Source organism: candidate division WOR-3 bacterium, assembly GCA_039801905.1.
Taxonomy (GTDB): Bacteria; Hydrothermota; Tepidihabitantia; order Tepidihabitantales; family JBDRVQ01; genus JBDRVQ01.
The window spans coordinates 14,912-31,323 of the sequence record JBDRVQ010000022.1 but is presented as its reverse complement, the minus strand read 5'-3'; the positions used below and the strand labels follow the sequence as shown (position 1 = coordinate 31,323).

The following is a 16,412-nucleotide window of genomic DNA, read 5'->3' as shown; positions in this document are numbered from 1 at the left end:
TCCTTTTCACCGGTGTCACATTTTATTTGAGGCATTTACCCAAAACACCCTTAAATAAGTTTATGGCACTTCCCTATCATCTCTATATTCTTTCTACCCAACACGAGAATATCTTAAAAGTGAGACCGATTGCCTTCGGGACGGCGATTGTCCTCTTAACCCTTGTCCTATTCTTCTCGGGAATTGCTCTCTATTTTCGGATGAAATTTGCCAAGAGGCAATGGTGAGATGGAACCGAAGATAAAAATCTCCAATCTCTCGCTCTGGTTTGGTGATTGTCAAATTCTACGGGAGATAAATTTAGAGATTTTACCCCGGGCGGTGACCGCGATTATGGGACCTTCTGGTTGTGGCAAATCAACGCTCCTCCGTTGCTTGAATCGGCTAAATGACCTGATTCCCAATACGGTAATCAAGGGGAAGGTTTTGATTGACGGCAAGAATATCTACGACTCGGATATCGACCTGATGGAATTACGGAAAAAGGTAGGGATGGTCTTTCAGAAACCCAATCCCTTTCCGAAATCGGTCTATGAGAATATCGCCTTTGGTTTAAAGATTCATAAGATGGGAAATATTAAGGAAAGAGTAGAAAGGGCTTTAAGAGATGCTAACCTTTATGAAGAAGTGGCTGATAAATTGGACGAGAATGCTTTAAGACTTTCTGGAGGGCAGCAACAGCGACTCTGTATCGCCCGGTGTTTAGCCGTGGAGCCGGAGATAATTCTCTTGGACGAACCGGCATCCGCTTTAGACCCAATTGCTACCAAAAAGTTAGAAGAACTTATTAGTAAGTTAAAGGAGAGATATACAGTTGTGATTGTTACCCATAATATGCAACAGGCGGCAAGAGTTTCCGACTATTGTGCCTTTATGTGGTTAGGAGAAATGGTGGAATTCGGCAAAACCGAAGATGTCTTTACCAAGCCACGAGATAAGAGGACCGAGGATTTTTTAGTTGGGAAATACGGGTAATTGACATATATTTTTTCTTGTTATAAAATAAAGGAAGGGCGGACGGGCGGTCGCTCCGAATTAAATGATTCGGGGAGGAAAGTCCGGACTTGTGGGCAAGCGGTGCCAGTCGTAAGGCTGGGCTCTTTTGTGGTGACCCAAAAGAGACGGAAAGTGCCACAGAAACGATACCGCCCGCCACTTGGTGGCGAGGTAAGGGTGAAAAGGTGCGGTAAGAGCGCACCAGCACCAGAGGCAACTTTGGTGTTGGGCAAACCCCACCGCAAGCAAGGCCGAACAGGAAGGAGAGGATTGCCCCCTCGCTTTACTTCCGGGTTGGCCGCTTAGATAAATGACCGCTAAAACAGAATCCGGCTTACGGTCCGCCCGCTAAGATTATGAACTTAGAAGAAAAGGTAAATAGTTTAAAAGATAAACTCCTCCAATCAGCGGTTTTGGTTCAGGAGATGGTGGGAAAAAGTATCAAAGCCCTCTTGGAAAAAGATGAGAAGCTCGCTCGGGAGGTGATTGAGGTTGACGAGAAAAAGGCGAACGAGTATGAGATTCTTATTGAAGAAGAGGCGATAAAGATTATCGCCCTCCATCAGCCTGAAGCCACCCCGCTGCGCACCCTAATAATGGTGATTAAAATTAATAACGATTTAGAAAGGATCGGTGATCACGCGGTGAATATCTCAGAGGCGGCGCTTGCCCTCATTCCGAAACCTTATGTGAAGCGCCTGATTGATATACCAAGGATGGCGGAAATGGCGATCGGTATGTTAAAAGATAGTTTGACTGCCTTCTTAACCAATGATAGCGAATTAGCCCGAAATGTTTGCCAGAGGGATGATGAGGTGGATGGGATGCGCGACCAAATTTTTCGGGAACTATTGACCTTTATGATGTCCGACCCCAATACCATAGAAAGGAGTTTCTCTCTAATTCTGATCACTCGGAATTTAGAGCGGATTGCCGATTTAGCGACCAATATCGCCGAGGATGTAATTTACATAACAAAAGGTGATATCATAAAACACGGTCGGGGAAGAGAGAAGGAAGGCGATTCTTAGATAGCAAATTTCTCTGGCAGGATGTAATCACCAAAGGTTTTTCTTGCCGCCAGAAGTCTTCCTTTCTGCTCTTTAAGGATTAAAAAGAGAATTTCGGGAATCTTCTCCTCTTTTTCGTAGATATTTAAGACCCTTTCAATCCTTGCCAAATTCTCCGGTATTCTTAAAAGAAATTGCTTATGATAACTATCCAGAGAATATTCTTTATTTAAGACTTCTCGGAATAACCTTTTTAAGTCTTCGTATCTCGGGATATAACCGGTTGGGGTTTTAATTGCGGGAATTTCGTTATTCACTCTCAACTCCATCCACTTAAACCAAACTCGCTTATCCTCTTTTTCGTTTAAGTATTTACCATTTTGGTCTTTTAAGAAATAGTTGACGCCAAAAATTTTCGGTGGGCTTTTCAAATCCCTTCCGAAGTCAAGATTCATCTTGATATAATCACCTAAAAGAATCGGCAAAAAGTCGAGATTTGACATTGGGTTAAGTTTCCGCACCCCCACCTGGTCCAAAGTGGCAGCGGTTGTTTCCGACTCTAAGGAAGCACCTTTGGTGATGATGCCGTGTTCCCAATTAAAGGCTTCCTCTACCGGAAAAGAAGTATCCGAATCCCGACCTCCATAAACGATACCTTTAATTAAAACACCTTTTGGATCTTCCAGTTTTGGATCACAATTTTTCAATCGCTCTAGCTCTATGGCGAAGCGGGCATTGGGATGGGAGGGAGGAATTTCTTTACCGGCCTCGTCTTTCTTCCCCAGCCACCACTCTCCGGAATGGTTATAACCTCTTGGTGGACATTCGCCATCTTTCCCGACCCAATAGACCGATTTATCCGGGGTAACTAAGACATTAGAAAAAATTATCTCATTAGGTGAATGAAGGGCTTCCCATTGAAACTTATCATCTTTGGAGTTTATACCTTCAATGATACCAAAAATTCCCTTTTCCACATTCACCGCCCGAATTTCGCCATTGATCTTTCTGAGATAAGCGATGTCGTCGCCAACAATCAAACCGCCTTCCATCATCGCGGTGGAAGTTTTACCGCAAAGGGAAGGGAAGGCACCGGTGAAATAAGTAATCCGGTTATTTTCTCCCCTTATCCCCATAATGAGCATATGTTCGCAGAGCCAACCTTCTTTTTTTGCCCGGTTGATTGCCAACCGCATCGCCAACTTCTTTAAGCCAATCGTGTTGCCACCGTATTGGGTATTGACACTAAAAACCGTATCTTCTTCTAAGTCAATGTAAACCCTTCTCTTATCTAAATTCTTTGAAGTCTTTCTTTCATCCAATTCCCCTTGGGAGTGGACAAACTTAAAAAATTTACCATCCCTCTGGACCAAGAACTCTTCATAACCGGCTCGGTATAAGAGGTTTTCGGTATGGGCGACATAAGGGGAGTCGGTAATCTGGACCGCTGGTATAGAGAACTGAGAATTCTTTGGTCCTAAAGAGAAAAAGAGGATATACATCTCCCTGCTTCTCATTATCCCAGTAAGAATCTCTTTAATCTCATTTAGACCATCGGCCCGTCTTTTTGTTTCAATCCCTTTACCCAATTTGGTCTCCCCTTCACAAAGAATTCGGGTATTCTTTTTATCCCGGCCCTGGTCGTAATAGTTATCAAAGTGAACGGTATGGCCGGGGATTCTTAAAGGCATCTCCTCACCACTCTTGATAGCAACTTCTCTTATGTAATTATTATCGGCTTCGGAGTTGGTGCTGACAAAAATCCTATCCGGTTGGCAGAGTTTGATATAGTAGGCGATAAAATTATGGAGTTCGGGATTTTTAATCCGAACCAACCTTTGGTAATTTTCTTCACCCAAATTTTCCCTAATTTCTTCTAACATCTTTAATTATAAGAAGGATTTAGCCAATGTCAAATTTAATCTTCCGCTTATTAATTTGCTAAGAGGAAATTATTAGAGAATAATTTCTCCAGAAACTGCCTGGGGACAATTTGTATTGTCAGATACCACTTTTTTTATAAGTTCCGTTAATTCTTTGTGTGTTATCCCTATTTTGAAACAGCCATTTTTCCATGTTTGGTAGGGAGATTGAGATGGATGGGGAATAATGATTATTCTTTCTCTTCCTTCTAATGTTTTCTCATTAATAGGTTGAAGGTTTTTAAATCTCAGGTTATCTTTATTTGCTTGAAGATATCCAATCTCTACAAGTACCCTTGCCACATCTAAGCCGGCACCTATAATTAGTTTTGGGTCTAGTTGTTTTAATTCTTCGCTCAGATAATTTTTACAGAAGTTTTTGGCTTTTTGGACTTCTTCCTGTGAGTTCTTTGCGTAACATTTAACCAAATGGGTCCAGTAAAATCTGGACTCATTATTGGGATTTTTTAAAAATTCTAAAAATCTACTCCATAAGCAATTTATGGTTAGGAAATCATTAAAAAACCAGCCGAGCCCTTTCTTTGGGGGAGGAGTTTTTAGATTAATTATGGCCTGATTAGTACTACTAACCTCCTTCTCTACTTTAAGGTTGGGGTCTCGTGAGATAAATACGAGGCGGAAAAGGTCTTTGTTTAAGGAGTTCTTTTCGATAAAAGACAAGAGAATAATCAGACTCATTAAGGTGGCAATTTTGGCATATTGCCAAATTCTTACGTGGGTTATTTTCTCCGGATAGTAGAAAATCGGTTAGCTTTTCTAAATCTCCCAAAATATTATTAATACTTCTTTTATTTTCTATATCTTTTTGAGAGTTTATCATCGTTTATTATAATAAAAACTTATGAAAATCAATATGCAATGATTTGGGGGGCGCACCCTTGAAGGTGCGACCCCCCTTCTTCTTAGCCCGCTACGAAACCCACTTGGTTTCTCGTTTTCCGACCAGTAGCCACTAGTTCCCTTTCCGCCAATCTCATTAAAATTTCCATCGTCACCTTCTCTTCGGCATTGAAGGCACATTCTAACGCTGTATTGAGAATCACATTCTTTATCTCACCGCCGGTCAGTTCAAATCTACTGCCCAGTTCTTCAAAATCCACATTCTCAGCGATCGGCATCTTTTTGGGTATCAGTCTCCGCCAAATTTCCGCTCGGGTCTCAGGCTTCGGGATATCAAATTTCAGTTTGAGCAAAAACCGCCTAAAGAATGCCTCATCAAAGACGACCTCACGGTTGGTGGTAAGGATTATAACCCCTTCAAATCTCTCCATCTCCTGCATTAGAATATTTGTCATATAGTTGTGCAGACGGTCAGTGCTATGCTCCTCTTCTAATCTTTTGGCAAATAGGGCGTCCGCTTCATCAAAAACCAAGATACAATCTTCTTCCTTTGCTTCCCGGAATATCTGCATGAGGTTCTTTTCCGATTCACCAACCCATTTGTTAAGGATTTGGGCGTAGTTAGCGATGCCGATTTTCTTGTTCAATCTCTGGGCGATTGCCTCAGCAGTGGCGGTTTTGCCGGTTCCCGGTGGACCATAAAAAAGCATCGCTATCCCCTTTCCGTATTTAATCACCTCGTCTATTCCCCACCGAGCAAAAATTTCTTTACCCCGTTCCATTTGCGTTATTACCCTTTCTAGCGATAATTTATTTTCTGACTCCAAAACAACCTGGTCAAACGTTATTTTTGGGTCGCGTACCGTTAATATCTTACCCGATGACAAATCCCGAACCTTTTTCTTCATCCTAGGAATTTCTTCTTCAAGGTCCAGAAATAGTTCCTTACCAAAAAGTTCTTCCAATACCATTTTACTTAATTCAAAGTCAGTGTCCAATATTGTTGGACCCGAAGAGAAGCATTCGCTAATCAATCCCTTTTTCCACAAGAGGTTTAAGATTTTCGCCTTTTGGAAAAATTGGTGTGGTTTGTAACCCAAAAGGGCAAGGAGTTCTTTCCCATCTAAGGAATGTCTTTTCATAACATTAGATAGCAATGCCATTAAGATGTATTTGCCTTCCTGGTCTAATCCTGACCTTTCGGCTATCTCCTCCAATGGTATTTTTACATTCTCAACCCTTGCCTGATTGACGATTTCCAATAATTCTCGTTCTACTTGATTTATCTTATTATCTAATAATGCTTTCGCTTTTTCTTCCTCCGCATCTCTTTCCGGAGATTTTATCCACCTGCTTCTTATCCTATCTTCTTCATAATCTTTCCTTTCGGAAAGAAGGGAAACGAGGAGGAATACCTTTTTTAGGTATAATTCATTCAATTCGTTCATATTTTACCTCCTAATAAAAAAAGAGGCGGATAGGTTATTCCACCAAATTTTCCAAAGAGCAAGTCCATCCCTATCTTTTAGGGATGGAGAAAGCGGAATAAACTCTTCCGCCTCTTCCTTCTGTCTCTCTTTACACTCTAAGTTTTCTTATCTTAGATATCCTCATACCCTTCCAGAGTCTTTTAAAGGGTCATATTTATTAAACTCTTTATCTCTTTATTTCAGACTATATAATAATAGATAATAAAAATTTGCTATTTGTCAAGGGGAAATTTTCATTTGGCTATAATGTTCCAGAACGGGTCTATAGAATCTTTAAGCCTTAAAATAAGTTATTATAAATCAAAGAGTTATAAAGAAAGGGGTTATTCAGTTTCCCTAACCGGGGGGTATTTCCATATTTATTATAGAGGGGATTGGGTTCTAATCCCAACCCAGAAAAGGGAAATATGAGAGATGGTATTAAAGATGTGAGAGTCTTATTAGAGATTAAGTGGGAATTATTGGAAAACTAGCTCTTAATTAAAAATGGAATTAAGTGAAAGAATTTTATAAATGGGAGGGGATTCCTTTTATAAAATTGAGTGAACCATACAGGGGATGGTATTAAGGGGCTAATAGAAGGTTTAACAATCAGCCTAATTCTTTCTTTAATCTTATTCCTAATTATGGCTCTAATTAAGAGTCTAAGAAGAGAGTTAACTGGAGGAATGAAGAGTCTAATCGGCAGTCTCATTAAGATTCTAATTACGGGCCTAATAAAGGTTCTAATTGAGTGTTAATCCGATGTCTAACCGATAGCCTAATCGGTGAGCTAATTTATATTATTTTACCTCGCTATATTTTGGCTTGCCGAAGATCACTTTGCCGATTAAGGTATTTAAAGAGCCTAAAACCGAGACTTCAATTTCCCGGCCAATAAATTTTGCCCCCCCGTCAACGATTACCTTTATTCCACCTTCTAAATAGCCAATCCCCTCATCGGCATCCTTTCCTTTTTTTACAATTTTCACATTGATTAGAGAACCAGGAAGGTAAGCCGGCTTTAGGCAATCAAAGATCCTCTGGATAGTAACCACGGGAATATTCTTATCTGCTCCCAATTCTTCATCGGCGGTTAAAAGACAGGATTTCCTCTCCTTTACCAATCTGATAATCTCTTCGTTGGTCTTTATTCCTTTGACTACGCTCAGGTTCTTGCCCAAGGTCTTCTTCAATCGCTCTAAGTTCTCCTTCGCCTTTTTTTGCATCCAGTCTTCTTTCTCTTCCCACTGGGGTTCAATTGCCAGAAATTTTCCCGAGACCAACCCCAGTGCCAAAAAGTCACAGATGCGCCCATCAAAAATGGTGAATGGGTCAATAACAAAGACCTTCTCCTTCTTAAAAAGCATAAATCCTCCTTTTAGAGAAGTTCAAAGATTTCTAAGGCTTCACGGATGTTTCTCACTCCCATCTGCTCCATTTCCCCGTCTTTTGTGAGATTTTCCTTGGGGAGGAGAACTTTCTTGTAGCCCAATTTTTTTGCTTCCTTGATCCGGGCAGTAGCCAAATAGACTGGTCTCACCTCTCCCAAAAGTCCTACTTCCCCAAACACGGTTAAATCTAACGGCAAAGGTTTCTTCTTAATGGCGGAACTGAGGGCGAGGATACCTGAGAGATCGCAGGCTGGCTCTTCAATCTTTAAGCCGCCGACAATATTTAAGAAAACATCCCGAGAAGAGAAGGATAAATCCGCCCTCTGTTCCAATACCCAAAGGAGCATCGTCAGACGACGTTGGTCAAATCCCTGACTTAACCTTTGGGGATATGGGTAAAAGGTTGGGGTGACCAAGGCTTGGATTTCACAGAGTAATGGTCGGGATCCTTCCATTGTGCAGGTGACAACCGAACCGAAGACCGGTTCTTGATATTTGCTTAAAAAGAGGTGGGAGGGATTACTGACCGGAAAGATACCGCTTTCGGTCATTTTGAAGACCCCAACTTCATTAGTGGGACCGAAGCGATTCTTCACCGAACGGAGAAGACGATACTCCCGCCATTTGTCTCCCTCAAAATATAAGACGACATCAACGATATGCTCTAAGGTCTTCGGTCCAGCAATGGCACCGTATTTGGTAATATGGCCAATGATGAAGGTTGATACCTGATTGGTCTTGGCGATTCGTAAGAGCTCGGAAGAGATACTCCGGACCTGGCTTATACTACCGGCAGCGGCGGGAAGAGAAGATTTGTAGACGGTCTGGATAGAATCAATGATTAAGACCCGAGGAGAGATTTCTTCTGTCGCCGAGAGGATTCCCTCCCAGACGACTTCGGAAAGGATAAAAAGGGAACTTTCCGTAATCCCGAGCCGAATAGCCCGTAGTTTAATCTGCTCTTTTGATTCTTCCGCGGAACAGTAAAGAACCTTTTCTCCCTTCTCGGCGAGAAGATTGGCAATCTGCAGGATGAGGGTTGATTTACCAATTCCCGGTTCGCCACCAATTAAGATGAAAGAGCCGGGGACTAATCCACCACCCAAGACCCGGTCAAACTCTTCCATTCCGGTCTTTTCCCTTTTCACTCCCGCGGCGGCGATCTCTTTTAGGGGAACGGGTTTTTCCGTAGGGGGAGAGATTTCTCCTTTGCTCTCTTCCACAAAACTTTCCCAGGATTGGCAGACCGGACAGCGACCGAGCCATTTGTAGGTTTCATAGCCACAGTTGGTACAGACGAAGGTCTTCTTTTTCATAAATCTTCAATGATCTCTTCTTCTTCGGCGAAGGTGAGATTTTCAAAACGCATAAATTCTCCCAAAAAGGACAAGTGGAAACTACCAGTCGGTCCGTTGCGTTGTTTGGCGACAATCACCTTCGCCTTACCTTTATTTGGGGTATCCTCTTTATACATCTCCTCTCGGTAGAGAAAGATGACCAGGTCGGCGTCTTGTTCAATCGCTCCGGATTCTCGCAAATCGGAAAGTTGGGGGATCGGTGGTTGCCTTTTTTCCGGACTGCGGGAGAGTTGGGAGATACACACCACCGCGATATTCAATTCTTTGGCTAATGCTTTTAGAGATTTTGACATCTCCGCCACTAGTTCCTGGCGGGAGCGGAAGGGGATTCTCGTATCCCGCACCCCTTCCAAGAGTTGGAGGTAGTCAATGACGATAAGGGAGAGGTTAGTTTCCGCTTTTAAGCGGCGCGCTTTGGCTCGGATATCCAGAACTGAGAGGGAAGGGGTATCGTCAATGAAGATCTGACTTTGGTAGAGAGGACCGATGAGGCGAACCATTTGGCTCATCTCCTCCCGAGAGATTCTCCCGGAACGGAGATTCTTGAGGCTGATTTTCGTCTCCGCGCAGAGCACCCTTTGGGCTAAAAGTTCCTTAGACATCTCCAAACTAAAGATGGCACAGGCACAATTATTCATTTGTGCCACCCGGGTGGCGATATTTAAACCAAAGGCGGTCTTCCCCATAGCCGGGCGACCGGCGATGATGATAAAATCGCCCAGTTGCAAACCAGAGGTTAACTCATCAAGTTTATAAAATCCGGTCTTGAGACCGGTAAAAAATCCTCGCTCGCCTCTCTTTGATAATTCTTCAACCTCCCGGATGGTAGCCATTATTAATTCTTTCAAGGGGATGAAAGTTTTCTTTATCCTCTCCTCGCGGATGGCGAAGATGAGTTGTTCTGCCCGGTCTAAGAGGTTATCCACCGATTCCACTTCTTCCATACTCTCCTGGATGATTTGCTGGGAGGTTTGGATTAACTTCCGGAGAAGGGCCTTTTCTAAAAGTAACTTTGCCCATTCTTCAAAATTGGCAGAGGTGCCAACCGAATCCACCAAAGGGAGAAGGGTCTCTTTCCCTTTACCTTCTTGTAAGATTTTTTGCTTTTCCAATTCGTCGGAGACGGTGATGTAATCGGGAATAATATTTCTCTCAAAGAGATTGGTGATGGTGCGAAAGATCGCCCGGTGCAGGTCCAAATAGAAGCAGGATTCGTCAAGATATTCTAAGACGCGCGGAAGGATCTGGGGGTCTAAAAGGATTGCTCCCAGAATGGCGGCTTCGGCATCAATATCGTAAGGGATTTTTTTCTCAGCCATTTTAGGAGATTTGGTTTTTAATCTTTTTCAGGAGGAGAAGGGCAAAATCCTTTTTCGTCATCTCAGGTAGCACTTCTATTTTCCCGTCCCGGTAGAAGAGGGTCGGTTTAATAAAATCACTTTCCAAGGTTAGAGGGGGATTGGCACAGATGAGGTCTAAATTTTTCTCCTTTAACTTACGCTTCGCTTCCTGGGTCATTTTCTCTTCGGTATCCAGAGAGAAGCCAACCTTAAAGATTTTTTCACCCGCCAGGCTTTTCAGGATGTCAACATTTCTCACTAAGGGAAGAGAAAAGGATTTCTCTTTTATCTTCTTCGGTGCTGGTCGGGCGGGTTTATAATCACCAACCGCGGCAGCCATAATCAAGACGTCAAAATTTTTTATCTCCTTTTTTAAGGCGGAAAGCATCTCTTGGGCGGTGCGGACCGGTAATACTTTTATCCCTTTTGGCTTCTCTTCCATCCGACCCGCGATCAAGAGGCAATCCGCTCCTAAATCCTTCGCCCTTTCCGCTAACTCCTTGCCCAGTTTGCCCGAGGAACGGTTGGTCAAGACGCGCACGCCGTCAATATCCTCTTCGGTGCGACCCGCGGTGATGAGAATCCTTAAACCAGAAAGAATCTGTTCTTCTTCCGTGAGAAGGGATTTGACAAAGGAGAAGATCGTTTCGGGTTCGGGCATCCGACCCTTTCCCCAATCCCCAGAAGCCAATTCCCCTTCCTTCGGTTCTAAGATGTGATAGGCAAGCGATTTTAACTTCTGTAAATTCTGTTGGACGATGGGGTTTTCCCACATTACCCAATTCATCGCGGGGACTAAAACTTTTTTCCCGGGAAAGGCACAGGTGATAGTGGAGAGGGCATCATCACAGATCCCGTGAGCAATCTTAGCGATGATATTAGCGGTCGCGGGGGCGATAAGGAGAATCTCTTTTTTTTGAAGTTCAATGTGGATCAAGGGGTCAGTAAAGAGGTCGGTGATTACCGGATTTTTAGTGAAGGTCTGAAAGGAGAGGGGGGAGATAAATCTTTTCGCATTTTCGGTCATCACCACCCAAGAGTCAAAACCCTCTTTTTGGAAGAGGCGGAGGAGTTCTAAGGCTTTGTAGAGGGCAATCCCCCCACTCACCCCTAAGATGAGGGATTTACTTTCCCCTTTCTCACTTAGACTTTCTCTCGCCGGTCGCTTTCTCATTCTTCCCTTCCGCTAAGATCCTTTTTAGGGCATAGACGAAGATGTTTTCCCCTTCGGGGGGCGAAAACCGTCCTTCCCTCTGTTCTTCTAAGAGTTTTCGCAGAAGGTGAGAACAGCGGATAATTACTTCATAACGATTTTCAAAGACACGCCAAATCTTTTCCGGTGAAATATCTCCAATCTCTTTCATTTTAACTCCTTCCTTATAATCTCGGCAATTTTATCTACGGCTGATTTTAGGTCTTCATTTAAGACCCGATAATCATAGGGGACAGAAGAGAAGACCTCTTGGTCTTCCTTTTGCCGCAGCGTTATCTCTTCGGGAAGACGATTTTTCAGGCGGGAGGCGAGTTCTTTTTCCGAGGGTGGTTGTAAAAGAATCGTCACTGTTCTTTCCGGGAAGAGTTTTTTTACTCTTTTCACCCCCATCGGTTCTAAATCCATAAGGCAGACCTTCCCCTTTCTTAACGCCCGAAGCAGCGGTGCTTTTGGGGTACCGTAATAGTTACCGTACCGTTTCACCGTCTCCAAGAACTTCCTCTCTTTCTGCCACTGTTGAAACTCCTCCTTGCTAAGGAAAAAATAGTCAACCCCATTCCTTTCACCTTTTCTTTGGGCTCGGGTGGTGGCGGAAACCGAATAGAAGAAGTTTCTAAATCTTTTTTTCAACTCCTTCCGGATCGTGGTTTTACCACTCCCCGATGGCCCAGTTAAAATGAAGATTAAAGATTTCCCCATTAAATTAAGCATAATGAAGAAATGGGATTAGTCAAGGACTATTCCACATTCCGCGCCTGCTCGCGCATCCTCTCAATTAACTCCTTAATCTCAATCACCTCCCGGGCAACAAAAAAATCCCGAGTCTTGGCGGAAAGGGTTTCCGCCTCCCGCAGCATCTCTTGAAGGATAAATTCCAATTTCCGACCGGAACTCTCTTTACTTCTTAGGGCGGAGGAGAAAAGTTGGAGATGGGAAGAGAGGCGAGTTAGTTCTTCTGAGACATCAACCCTTTCTGCCATAATGGCTAACTCTTCTTCAATTCGGTTTTCCGGTAGAGGATTTGGTAACCTTTGAAACTTTTCTCTTAAAAGTTTTTTCTTCTCCTTTAACCGTTTGGGTATTATTTTCTTTACCTCGCTAATCACCAACTTCAGTTTTTTCAAATTTTGTCGGAAGTCTTTTAATAGGTTATTACCCTCCTCTCGGCGCATCGCCAATAACCTCCGGCAAGCGGCAATTGTCACCTTCTTAGCGGTTTCTAACATCTCTCTTTTTGTGTTGGGGTCAACGAAAAAAATCCCCGGCAGAGAAAGAAGGTCCCGAAGAGTAATTTCCCCACCAATCGGGAATTCCTTTTTTATCTCCGCGAGGAGGTTAAGGTACTTCTGGAGCCGTTCTTTATTGAAAGAAAGGGGGAGGTGTTTATCCTCCAAACGAATCTCCACCGTGATAAATCCCCTTCGGCAATATCTCCTTATGATCTCTTTAATCTCTTCCCCGACTTCTTCTAATTCTGGAGGGAGGCGGAGAGAGATTTCTAAATACTTATGATTGGTGGAGCGGATTTCGCAGATGAGTTCCTGAGAAGCGGCGCGACCGATACCCGTCATACTGAACATATCACTCCTCCAAAATTAGCGTTACCGGTCCGTCATTTTCAATCACCACGAGCATCGATTCCCCAAAGATGCCAGATTTTGTTGGGACACCTTGATAGCGGAGATGGTGAAGGAATTTCTCGTATAGGGCGAAAGCCTTCTCTTTCTCCGCCGCCTCAGAAAAGGAAGGACGGTTCCCCTTTTTCGTATCGGCGTAAAGGGTAAATTGGGAAACAACCAAGATTTCCCCTTTCACTTCAAAAAGGGAGAGATTCATCTTGCCCTGTTGGTCTTCAAATATCCGGAGGGAGGGGATCTTTTTAGCCAGGGCGACGGCGTTCGTTTCGCTATCCCCCTTTTTTACTCCCAAAAAGACCAAAAGTCCCTTTCCGATGCGGGCAATCTCTTCCCCGGTCGCCTGCCGGATCACAAATGAATTTTTCACTCTCTGGATGAGGGCGATCATTCTCTAAAGGCGAAAAAGTTCGGAGAGGAGTTTTTTATTGACCGAGGGTGCGGTTAAAATCTTTCCCGTTTTCACTACTGGTTTATCCCGATAGATAACGGAGTGGGACTTTAATTCCTTAATGGCCAACTGATCGGGAATGGTGGTGGCGGGTCTATCTTTTAAGATACCGAAACGAGCCAAAAGTAAGGAGGAGATACCTAAACCTACTAAACCTTTATTTGCGAAGTGGTTGAGGATGGGGATGAGAATTTTTTCGTTATCGTAAAAGAGGATACCGGGACCACCAATCAGAATTAAGATGTCGTATTTTAGGGTATCAATCTGCGAGAGGGTGATATGGGGTTTAATCAACATTGCCGAATCACCCAGGCAGGGAGTGGTATCAAGGGCGGCAATGGTTAAAGAGCCGTCTTTTAGATTCTTCTCTAAGGCGCGGAACTCACTTTCCGAGAACTCGTGCGGAGCGATTAAGATGAGGTAGTTTTTACTTCTTACTCTCTCCCCATCTTTTGGAAAAGAAAGGAGAAAGTTGAGAAGAAAGAGAAGAAACGTTTTCATACTTTTTCAATTTTAACGGAAAAATCAATTCCGTCAAGTCTCCCTTTCTGGGAGAAAGGCGATGGTGGAATAGTAGACCCCTTCCCCTTCTTCGTTGATTGGCACCCAAAGCGCTTTCCTCTTTTCTAAGGTCTGGTCAAAGGTAGCAACAGCCAGGGAGAATGTGTAACCTGCCACCTCTCTCATTCCCGAATTTATTAACTGGTATAAATCATAACTGAACCGATACCTTGGATATTCGCGAAAATTTCGCCGGCGCGGGTCTTCCCGGAATTCCTTTCCCTGAATGGCAAAAGCAATTTCCGGTAGGAGGTCAACGAGAAAGACCCTCTCCCCTTCCCCCTTTTTATTAGCGCTAAGAAAATGGCGATAAGCAAGAAAAAGTTTTTGGAGAAAGAGTTGGGGATGAAACTCCTTTGGTTTAAGGGATTGGTAAAATTCTTGGATTGCCCGAAGGATTAAGGGCGGATTTAAGGGAATTTTCCTTCTTATCATTTCCAATTTATTGCCCCAATAGAGATGGGCATAGTTTCCTAAAAAATTTACCTCTAAGGTCAAAAGGCCGATTTTTAAATCGGGATACTGCCCTTTTATCACCTTCCCTTCTCTTTCCACCAACTCCTTTAATTCCCGGCCAAACTTCTCCCGCAAAGTATCCTTCTCCGCTTGCAGAAAGTCGGCAATCTCCTTATAGAAATTTTCCGCCAGGTTTTTAAGATACTCACTTTTCAAACCGCCGATTTCCTTATCTTTCTTTAAGAGGAACTTCTCTATCTTTATCAAATCCCCTTTCTCTTTTATCTTTTGGTAGAGACGAACAACCCTCCGGAGTCTCTGGGCATCTTTTTCAATTTCGGAAAGAAACTCGGCAATTTCCATAAGGGATTTTAAGAAAAGAGGAGCCGTTTGTCAAATAATATAGTCCGGTATCGCTTATTTTGAAGTTTAGAGAAAATTATTGACTTTTTGAGATCTTCACTTATAATTCCTTGATGGGAGGATCTATGAAGATAGACCTCACAACCCGGCATTTTGAACTACCACCTAAGGTGAGGGAGTTGATTGGGAAAAAAGAGAGAAAATTTGAGAAGTATTCCGATAAGATAATCAAATGCGAACTGATTCTTTCTCGGGAGTCAACCAATTTCACGGCGGAAGGAAAAATTGATTTGAAATACGGGGTTTTCACCTCCAAGAGTAGAGGTCCGGATTTGGGAATGGTCACCACCGCCGCCTTAGAGAAATTATTCGTCCAATTAAAAAAGGAGGATGAGCGGATAAAGAAGAAATGGCGAAAATTAAAGAGATTACGGTAAAAACTATTTACGAAGAAAAGAGAGAGGATTTGAAGTTAAAGTTAATATCCGGGGAGGAGGGGTTAAATCGGAAGGTAAAGGTGATTGACATCAATCGCCCCGGTTTAGCTTTAGCCGGTTATACGGAACATTTCCCTCAAGACCGGATTCAAATTATCGGGCGCACCGAATCTTCCTATCTGGGAACGAAGAGTAAGGAGGAGAGAAGGGAGGCGATAAGAAAACTCTTCTCCTTTTCCCCGCCCGCTTTTATTCTCACCGCCCCTGCGAAAACTTTTTCCGAATTTAGGCAAAAAGAGATTCCCATCTTCAAAAGTCAACTTCCCACCTTACACCTCATCCACAAACTAACCACCTATCTTGACTATAAGTTGGCACCGGAGACTTACATCCATGGTGATTTGGTTGATATCTACGGCATTGGAATTTTAATCGTTGGGAGGTCGGGAATTGGGAAAAGCGAATGCGCCTTAGACCTGGTTGCTCGGGGACACCGGTTGGTGGCGGACGATCTGGTGAAGGTTTTGCGACGGGGGGAAGGAGTGATTATGGGGTATAGTGCTGCCCGATCGGAAAAACTGCGCCACCATATTGAATTACGGGGGGTAGGGATTGTTGATATCTACTCCCTTTTTGGGGTGCGGGCGATAAGAATTCAAAAGAGGATTGAAGTCGTCTGCGAACTGGTTCCTTTCCGGAAAGGGATGGAGATTGAAAGAATCGGTTTGGAGGATAAGTTTACCAAAATCTTGGGTGTAAAAATCCCTCTGGTGCGGGTGCCGGTCATTCCGGGAAAGAACTTAGCCTTGGTCTGTGAGGTGATTGCCAAAAACCATTTGGCGAAAATTCTCGGTTATCACCCAGCCAAAACCTTCTATGAGGAGATCTCAAGGATTATGGAGGGTAAACCAACTATTGACCGGGGGATCACTGAGGATATTGAATAG

Annotated in this window: 18 protein-coding genes and 1 other RNA gene; 6 read left to right on the top strand and 13 right to left on the bottom strand. The window is 43.4% G+C overall.

What is annotated here, in order from left to right; translation table 11 throughout:
• The 4 genes from ABIL00_05485 to phoU all read left to right on the top strand — a co-directional run.
• Positions 1 to 227 (top strand): phosphate ABC transporter, permease protein PstA (locus ABIL00_05485; GenBank protein MEO0110205.1); only part of this gene is annotated, 227 nt, incomplete at its 5' end.
• 1 nt (position 228) lies between these two features.
• Entirely contained in the window at positions 229 to 975 is a 747-nt protein-coding gene (gene pstB, locus ABIL00_05480; GenBank protein ID MEO0110204.1) for a phosphate ABC transporter ATP-binding protein PstB, read from the top strand.
• A 34-nt stretch (positions 976 to 1,009) separates the two neighbouring features.
• Positions 1,010 to 1,349, top strand: an RNA gene (gene rnpB / locus ABIL00_05475) — RNase P RNA component class A.
• Between the two features lie 3 nt (positions 1,350 to 1,352).
• A complete protein-coding gene (gene phoU, locus ABIL00_05470) occupies positions 1,353 to 2,027 on the top strand; it encodes a phosphate signaling complex protein PhoU (GenBank protein ID MEO0110203.1) in 675 nt (224 codons plus the stop codon).
• On the opposite strand, the gene ABIL00_05465 is transcribed toward phoU, so the two are convergent.
• From ABIL00_05465 to ABIL00_05405, 13 genes are all read right to left on the bottom strand, one after another.
• Positions 2,024 to 3,889: a phosphoenolpyruvate carboxykinase (GTP) gene (locus ABIL00_05465; protein ID MEO0110202.1), complete on the bottom strand. Its 1,866-nt coding sequence runs from the start codon at positions 3,887 to 3,889 to the stop codon at positions 2,024 to 2,026. The genes phoU and ABIL00_05465 overlap by 4 nt on opposite strands.
• Positions 3,890 to 3,961: 72 nt before the next feature.
• Entirely contained in the window at positions 3,962 to 4,627 is a 666-nt protein-coding gene (locus tag ABIL00_05460) for a uracil-DNA glycosylase family protein (GenBank protein ID MEO0110201.1), read from the bottom strand.
• 224 nt (positions 4,628 to 4,851) lie between these two features.
• Positions 4,852 to 6,237 (bottom strand): ATP-binding protein, encoded by a 1,386-nt coding sequence (locus ABIL00_05455; protein ID MEO0110200.1) that lies wholly within the window; start codon positions 6,235 to 6,237, stop codon positions 4,852 to 4,854.
• A gap of 824 nt (positions 6,238 to 7,061) precedes the next feature.
• On the bottom strand, positions 7,062 to 7,628 hold the full coding sequence (locus tag ABIL00_05450; protein MEO0110199.1) for a TRAM domain-containing protein: 567 nt from the start codon (positions 7,626 to 7,628) through the stop codon (positions 7,062 to 7,064).
• Positions 7,629 to 7,639: 11 nt separating this feature from the next.
• Positions 7,640 to 8,968 (bottom strand): DNA repair protein RadA, encoded by a 1,329-nt coding sequence (radA, locus tag ABIL00_05445; protein ID MEO0110198.1) that lies wholly within the window; start codon positions 8,966 to 8,968, stop codon positions 7,640 to 7,642.
• Complete coding sequence (dnaB, locus tag ABIL00_05440; protein ID MEO0110197.1) at positions 8,965 to 10,329, bottom strand: replicative DNA helicase; 1,365 nt, start codon at positions 10,327 to 10,329, stop codon at positions 8,965 to 8,967. Before dnaB ends, radA begins: the two co-directional genes overlap by 4 nt.
• A gap of 1 nt (position 10,330) precedes the next feature.
• Entirely contained in the window at positions 10,331 to 11,524 is a 1,194-nt protein-coding gene (gene coaBC / locus ABIL00_05435; GenBank protein MEO0110196.1) for a bifunctional phosphopantothenoylcysteine decarboxylase/phosphopantothenate--cysteine ligase CoaBC, read from the bottom strand.
• A complete protein-coding gene (locus ABIL00_05430; protein ID MEO0110195.1) occupies positions 11,490 to 11,714 on the bottom strand; it encodes a hypothetical protein in 225 nt (74 codons plus the stop codon). The genes coaBC and ABIL00_05430 overlap by 35 nt, the downstream gene beginning before the upstream one ends.
• Positions 11,711 to 12,274 carry a guanylate kinase gene (gmk, locus tag ABIL00_05425; GenBank protein MEO0110194.1) on the bottom strand — a complete coding sequence of 188 codons (564 nt, stop codon included), beginning with the start codon at positions 12,272 to 12,274 and terminating at the stop codon, positions 11,711 to 11,713. Before gmk ends, ABIL00_05430 begins: the two co-directional genes overlap by 4 nt.
• Positions 12,275 to 12,300: 26 nt before the next feature.
• The gene (locus ABIL00_05420) at positions 12,301 to 13,143 is read right to left on the bottom strand and encodes a YicC/YloC family endoribonuclease (protein MEO0110193.1); all 843 of its coding nucleotides are present in this window, start codon (positions 13,141 to 13,143) and stop codon (positions 12,301 to 12,303) included.
• A 1-nt stretch (position 13,144) separates the two neighbouring features.
• Positions 13,145 to 13,588, bottom strand: coding sequence for a D-aminoacyl-tRNA deacylase (gene dtd / locus ABIL00_05415; protein MEO0110192.1), 444 nt, complete (start codon positions 13,586 to 13,588; stop codon positions 13,145 to 13,147).
• 3 nt (positions 13,589 to 13,591) lie between these two features.
• The gene (locus ABIL00_05410; protein MEO0110191.1) at positions 13,592 to 14,149 is read right to left on the bottom strand and encodes a DJ-1/PfpI family protein; all 558 of its coding nucleotides are present in this window, start codon (positions 14,147 to 14,149) and stop codon (positions 13,592 to 13,594) included.
• Between the two features lie 33 nt (positions 14,150 to 14,182).
• A complete protein-coding gene (locus tag ABIL00_05405) occupies positions 14,183 to 15,028 on the bottom strand; it encodes a hypothetical protein (protein MEO0110190.1) in 846 nt (281 codons plus the stop codon).
• Positions 15,029 to 15,153: 125 nt separating this feature from the next.
• Between ABIL00_05405 and raiA the strand changes: the two genes are divergently transcribed.
• A complete protein-coding gene (gene raiA / locus ABIL00_05400; GenBank protein MEO0110189.1) occupies positions 15,154 to 15,465 on the top strand; it encodes a ribosome-associated translation inhibitor RaiA in 312 nt (103 codons plus the stop codon).
• Positions 15,438 to 16,412, top strand: coding sequence for an HPr(Ser) kinase/phosphatase (gene hprK, locus ABIL00_05395; protein MEO0110188.1), 975 nt, complete (start codon positions 15,438 to 15,440; stop codon positions 16,410 to 16,412). Before raiA ends, hprK begins: the two co-directional genes overlap by 28 nt.

Excerpts from the sequence above, each read along its gene's own strand:
- pstB (MEO0110204.1), top strand. The coding sequence starts at position 229 with ATGGAACCGAAGATAAAAATCTCCAATCTCTCGCTCTGGTTTGGTGAT.
- phoU (MEO0110203.1), top strand. The coding sequence starts at position 1,353 with ATGAACTTAGAAGAAAAGGTAAATAGTTTAAAAGATAAACTCCTCCAA.
- ABIL00_05465 (MEO0110202.1), bottom strand. The coding sequence starts at position 3,889 with ATGTTAGAAGAAATTAGGGAAAATTTGGGTGAAGAAAATTACCAAAGG.
- ABIL00_05460 (MEO0110201.1), bottom strand. The coding sequence starts at position 4,627 with ATGAGTCTGATTATTCTCTTGTCTTTTATCGAAAAGAACTCCTTAAAC.
- ABIL00_05455 (MEO0110200.1), bottom strand. The coding sequence starts at position 6,237 with ATGAACGAATTGAATGAATTATACCTAAAAAAGGTATTCCTCCTCGTT.
- ABIL00_05450 (MEO0110199.1), bottom strand. The coding sequence starts at position 7,628 with ATGCTTTTTAAGAAGGAGAAGGTCTTTGTTATTGACCCATTCACCATT.
- radA (MEO0110198.1), bottom strand. The coding sequence starts at position 8,968 with ATGAAAAAGAAGACCTTCGTCTGTACCAACTGTGGCTATGAAACCTAC.
- dnaB (MEO0110197.1), bottom strand. The coding sequence starts at position 10,329 with ATGGCTGAGAAAAAAATCCCTTACGATATTGATGCCGAAGCCGCCATT.
- coaBC (MEO0110196.1), bottom strand. The coding sequence starts at position 11,524 with ATGAGAAAGCGACCGGCGAGAGAAAGTCTAAGTGAGAAAGGGGAAAGT.
- ABIL00_05430 (MEO0110195.1), bottom strand. The coding sequence starts at position 11,714 with ATGAAAGAGATTGGAGATATTTCACCGGAAAAGATTTGGCGTGTCTTT.
- gmk (MEO0110194.1), bottom strand. The coding sequence starts at position 12,274 with ATGCTTAATTTAATGGGGAAATCTTTAATCTTCATTTTAACTGGGCCA.
- ABIL00_05420 (MEO0110193.1), bottom strand. The coding sequence starts at position 13,143 with ATGTTCAGTATGACGGGTATCGGTCGCGCCGCTTCTCAGGAACTCATC.
- dtd (MEO0110192.1), bottom strand. The coding sequence starts at position 13,588 with ATGATCGCCCTCATCCAGAGAGTGAAAAATTCATTTGTGATCCGGCAG.
- ABIL00_05410 (MEO0110191.1), bottom strand. The coding sequence starts at position 14,149 with ATGAAAACGTTTCTTCTCTTTCTTCTCAACTTTCTCCTTTCTTTTCCA.
- ABIL00_05405 (MEO0110190.1), bottom strand. The coding sequence starts at position 15,028 with ATGGAAATTGCCGAGTTTCTTTCCGAAATTGAAAAAGATGCCCAGAGA.
- raiA (MEO0110189.1), top strand. The coding sequence starts at position 15,154 with ATGAAGATAGACCTCACAACCCGGCATTTTGAACTACCACCTAAGGTG.
- hprK (MEO0110188.1), top strand. The coding sequence starts at position 15,438 with ATGGCGAAAATTAAAGAGATTACGGTAAAAACTATTTACGAAGAAAAG.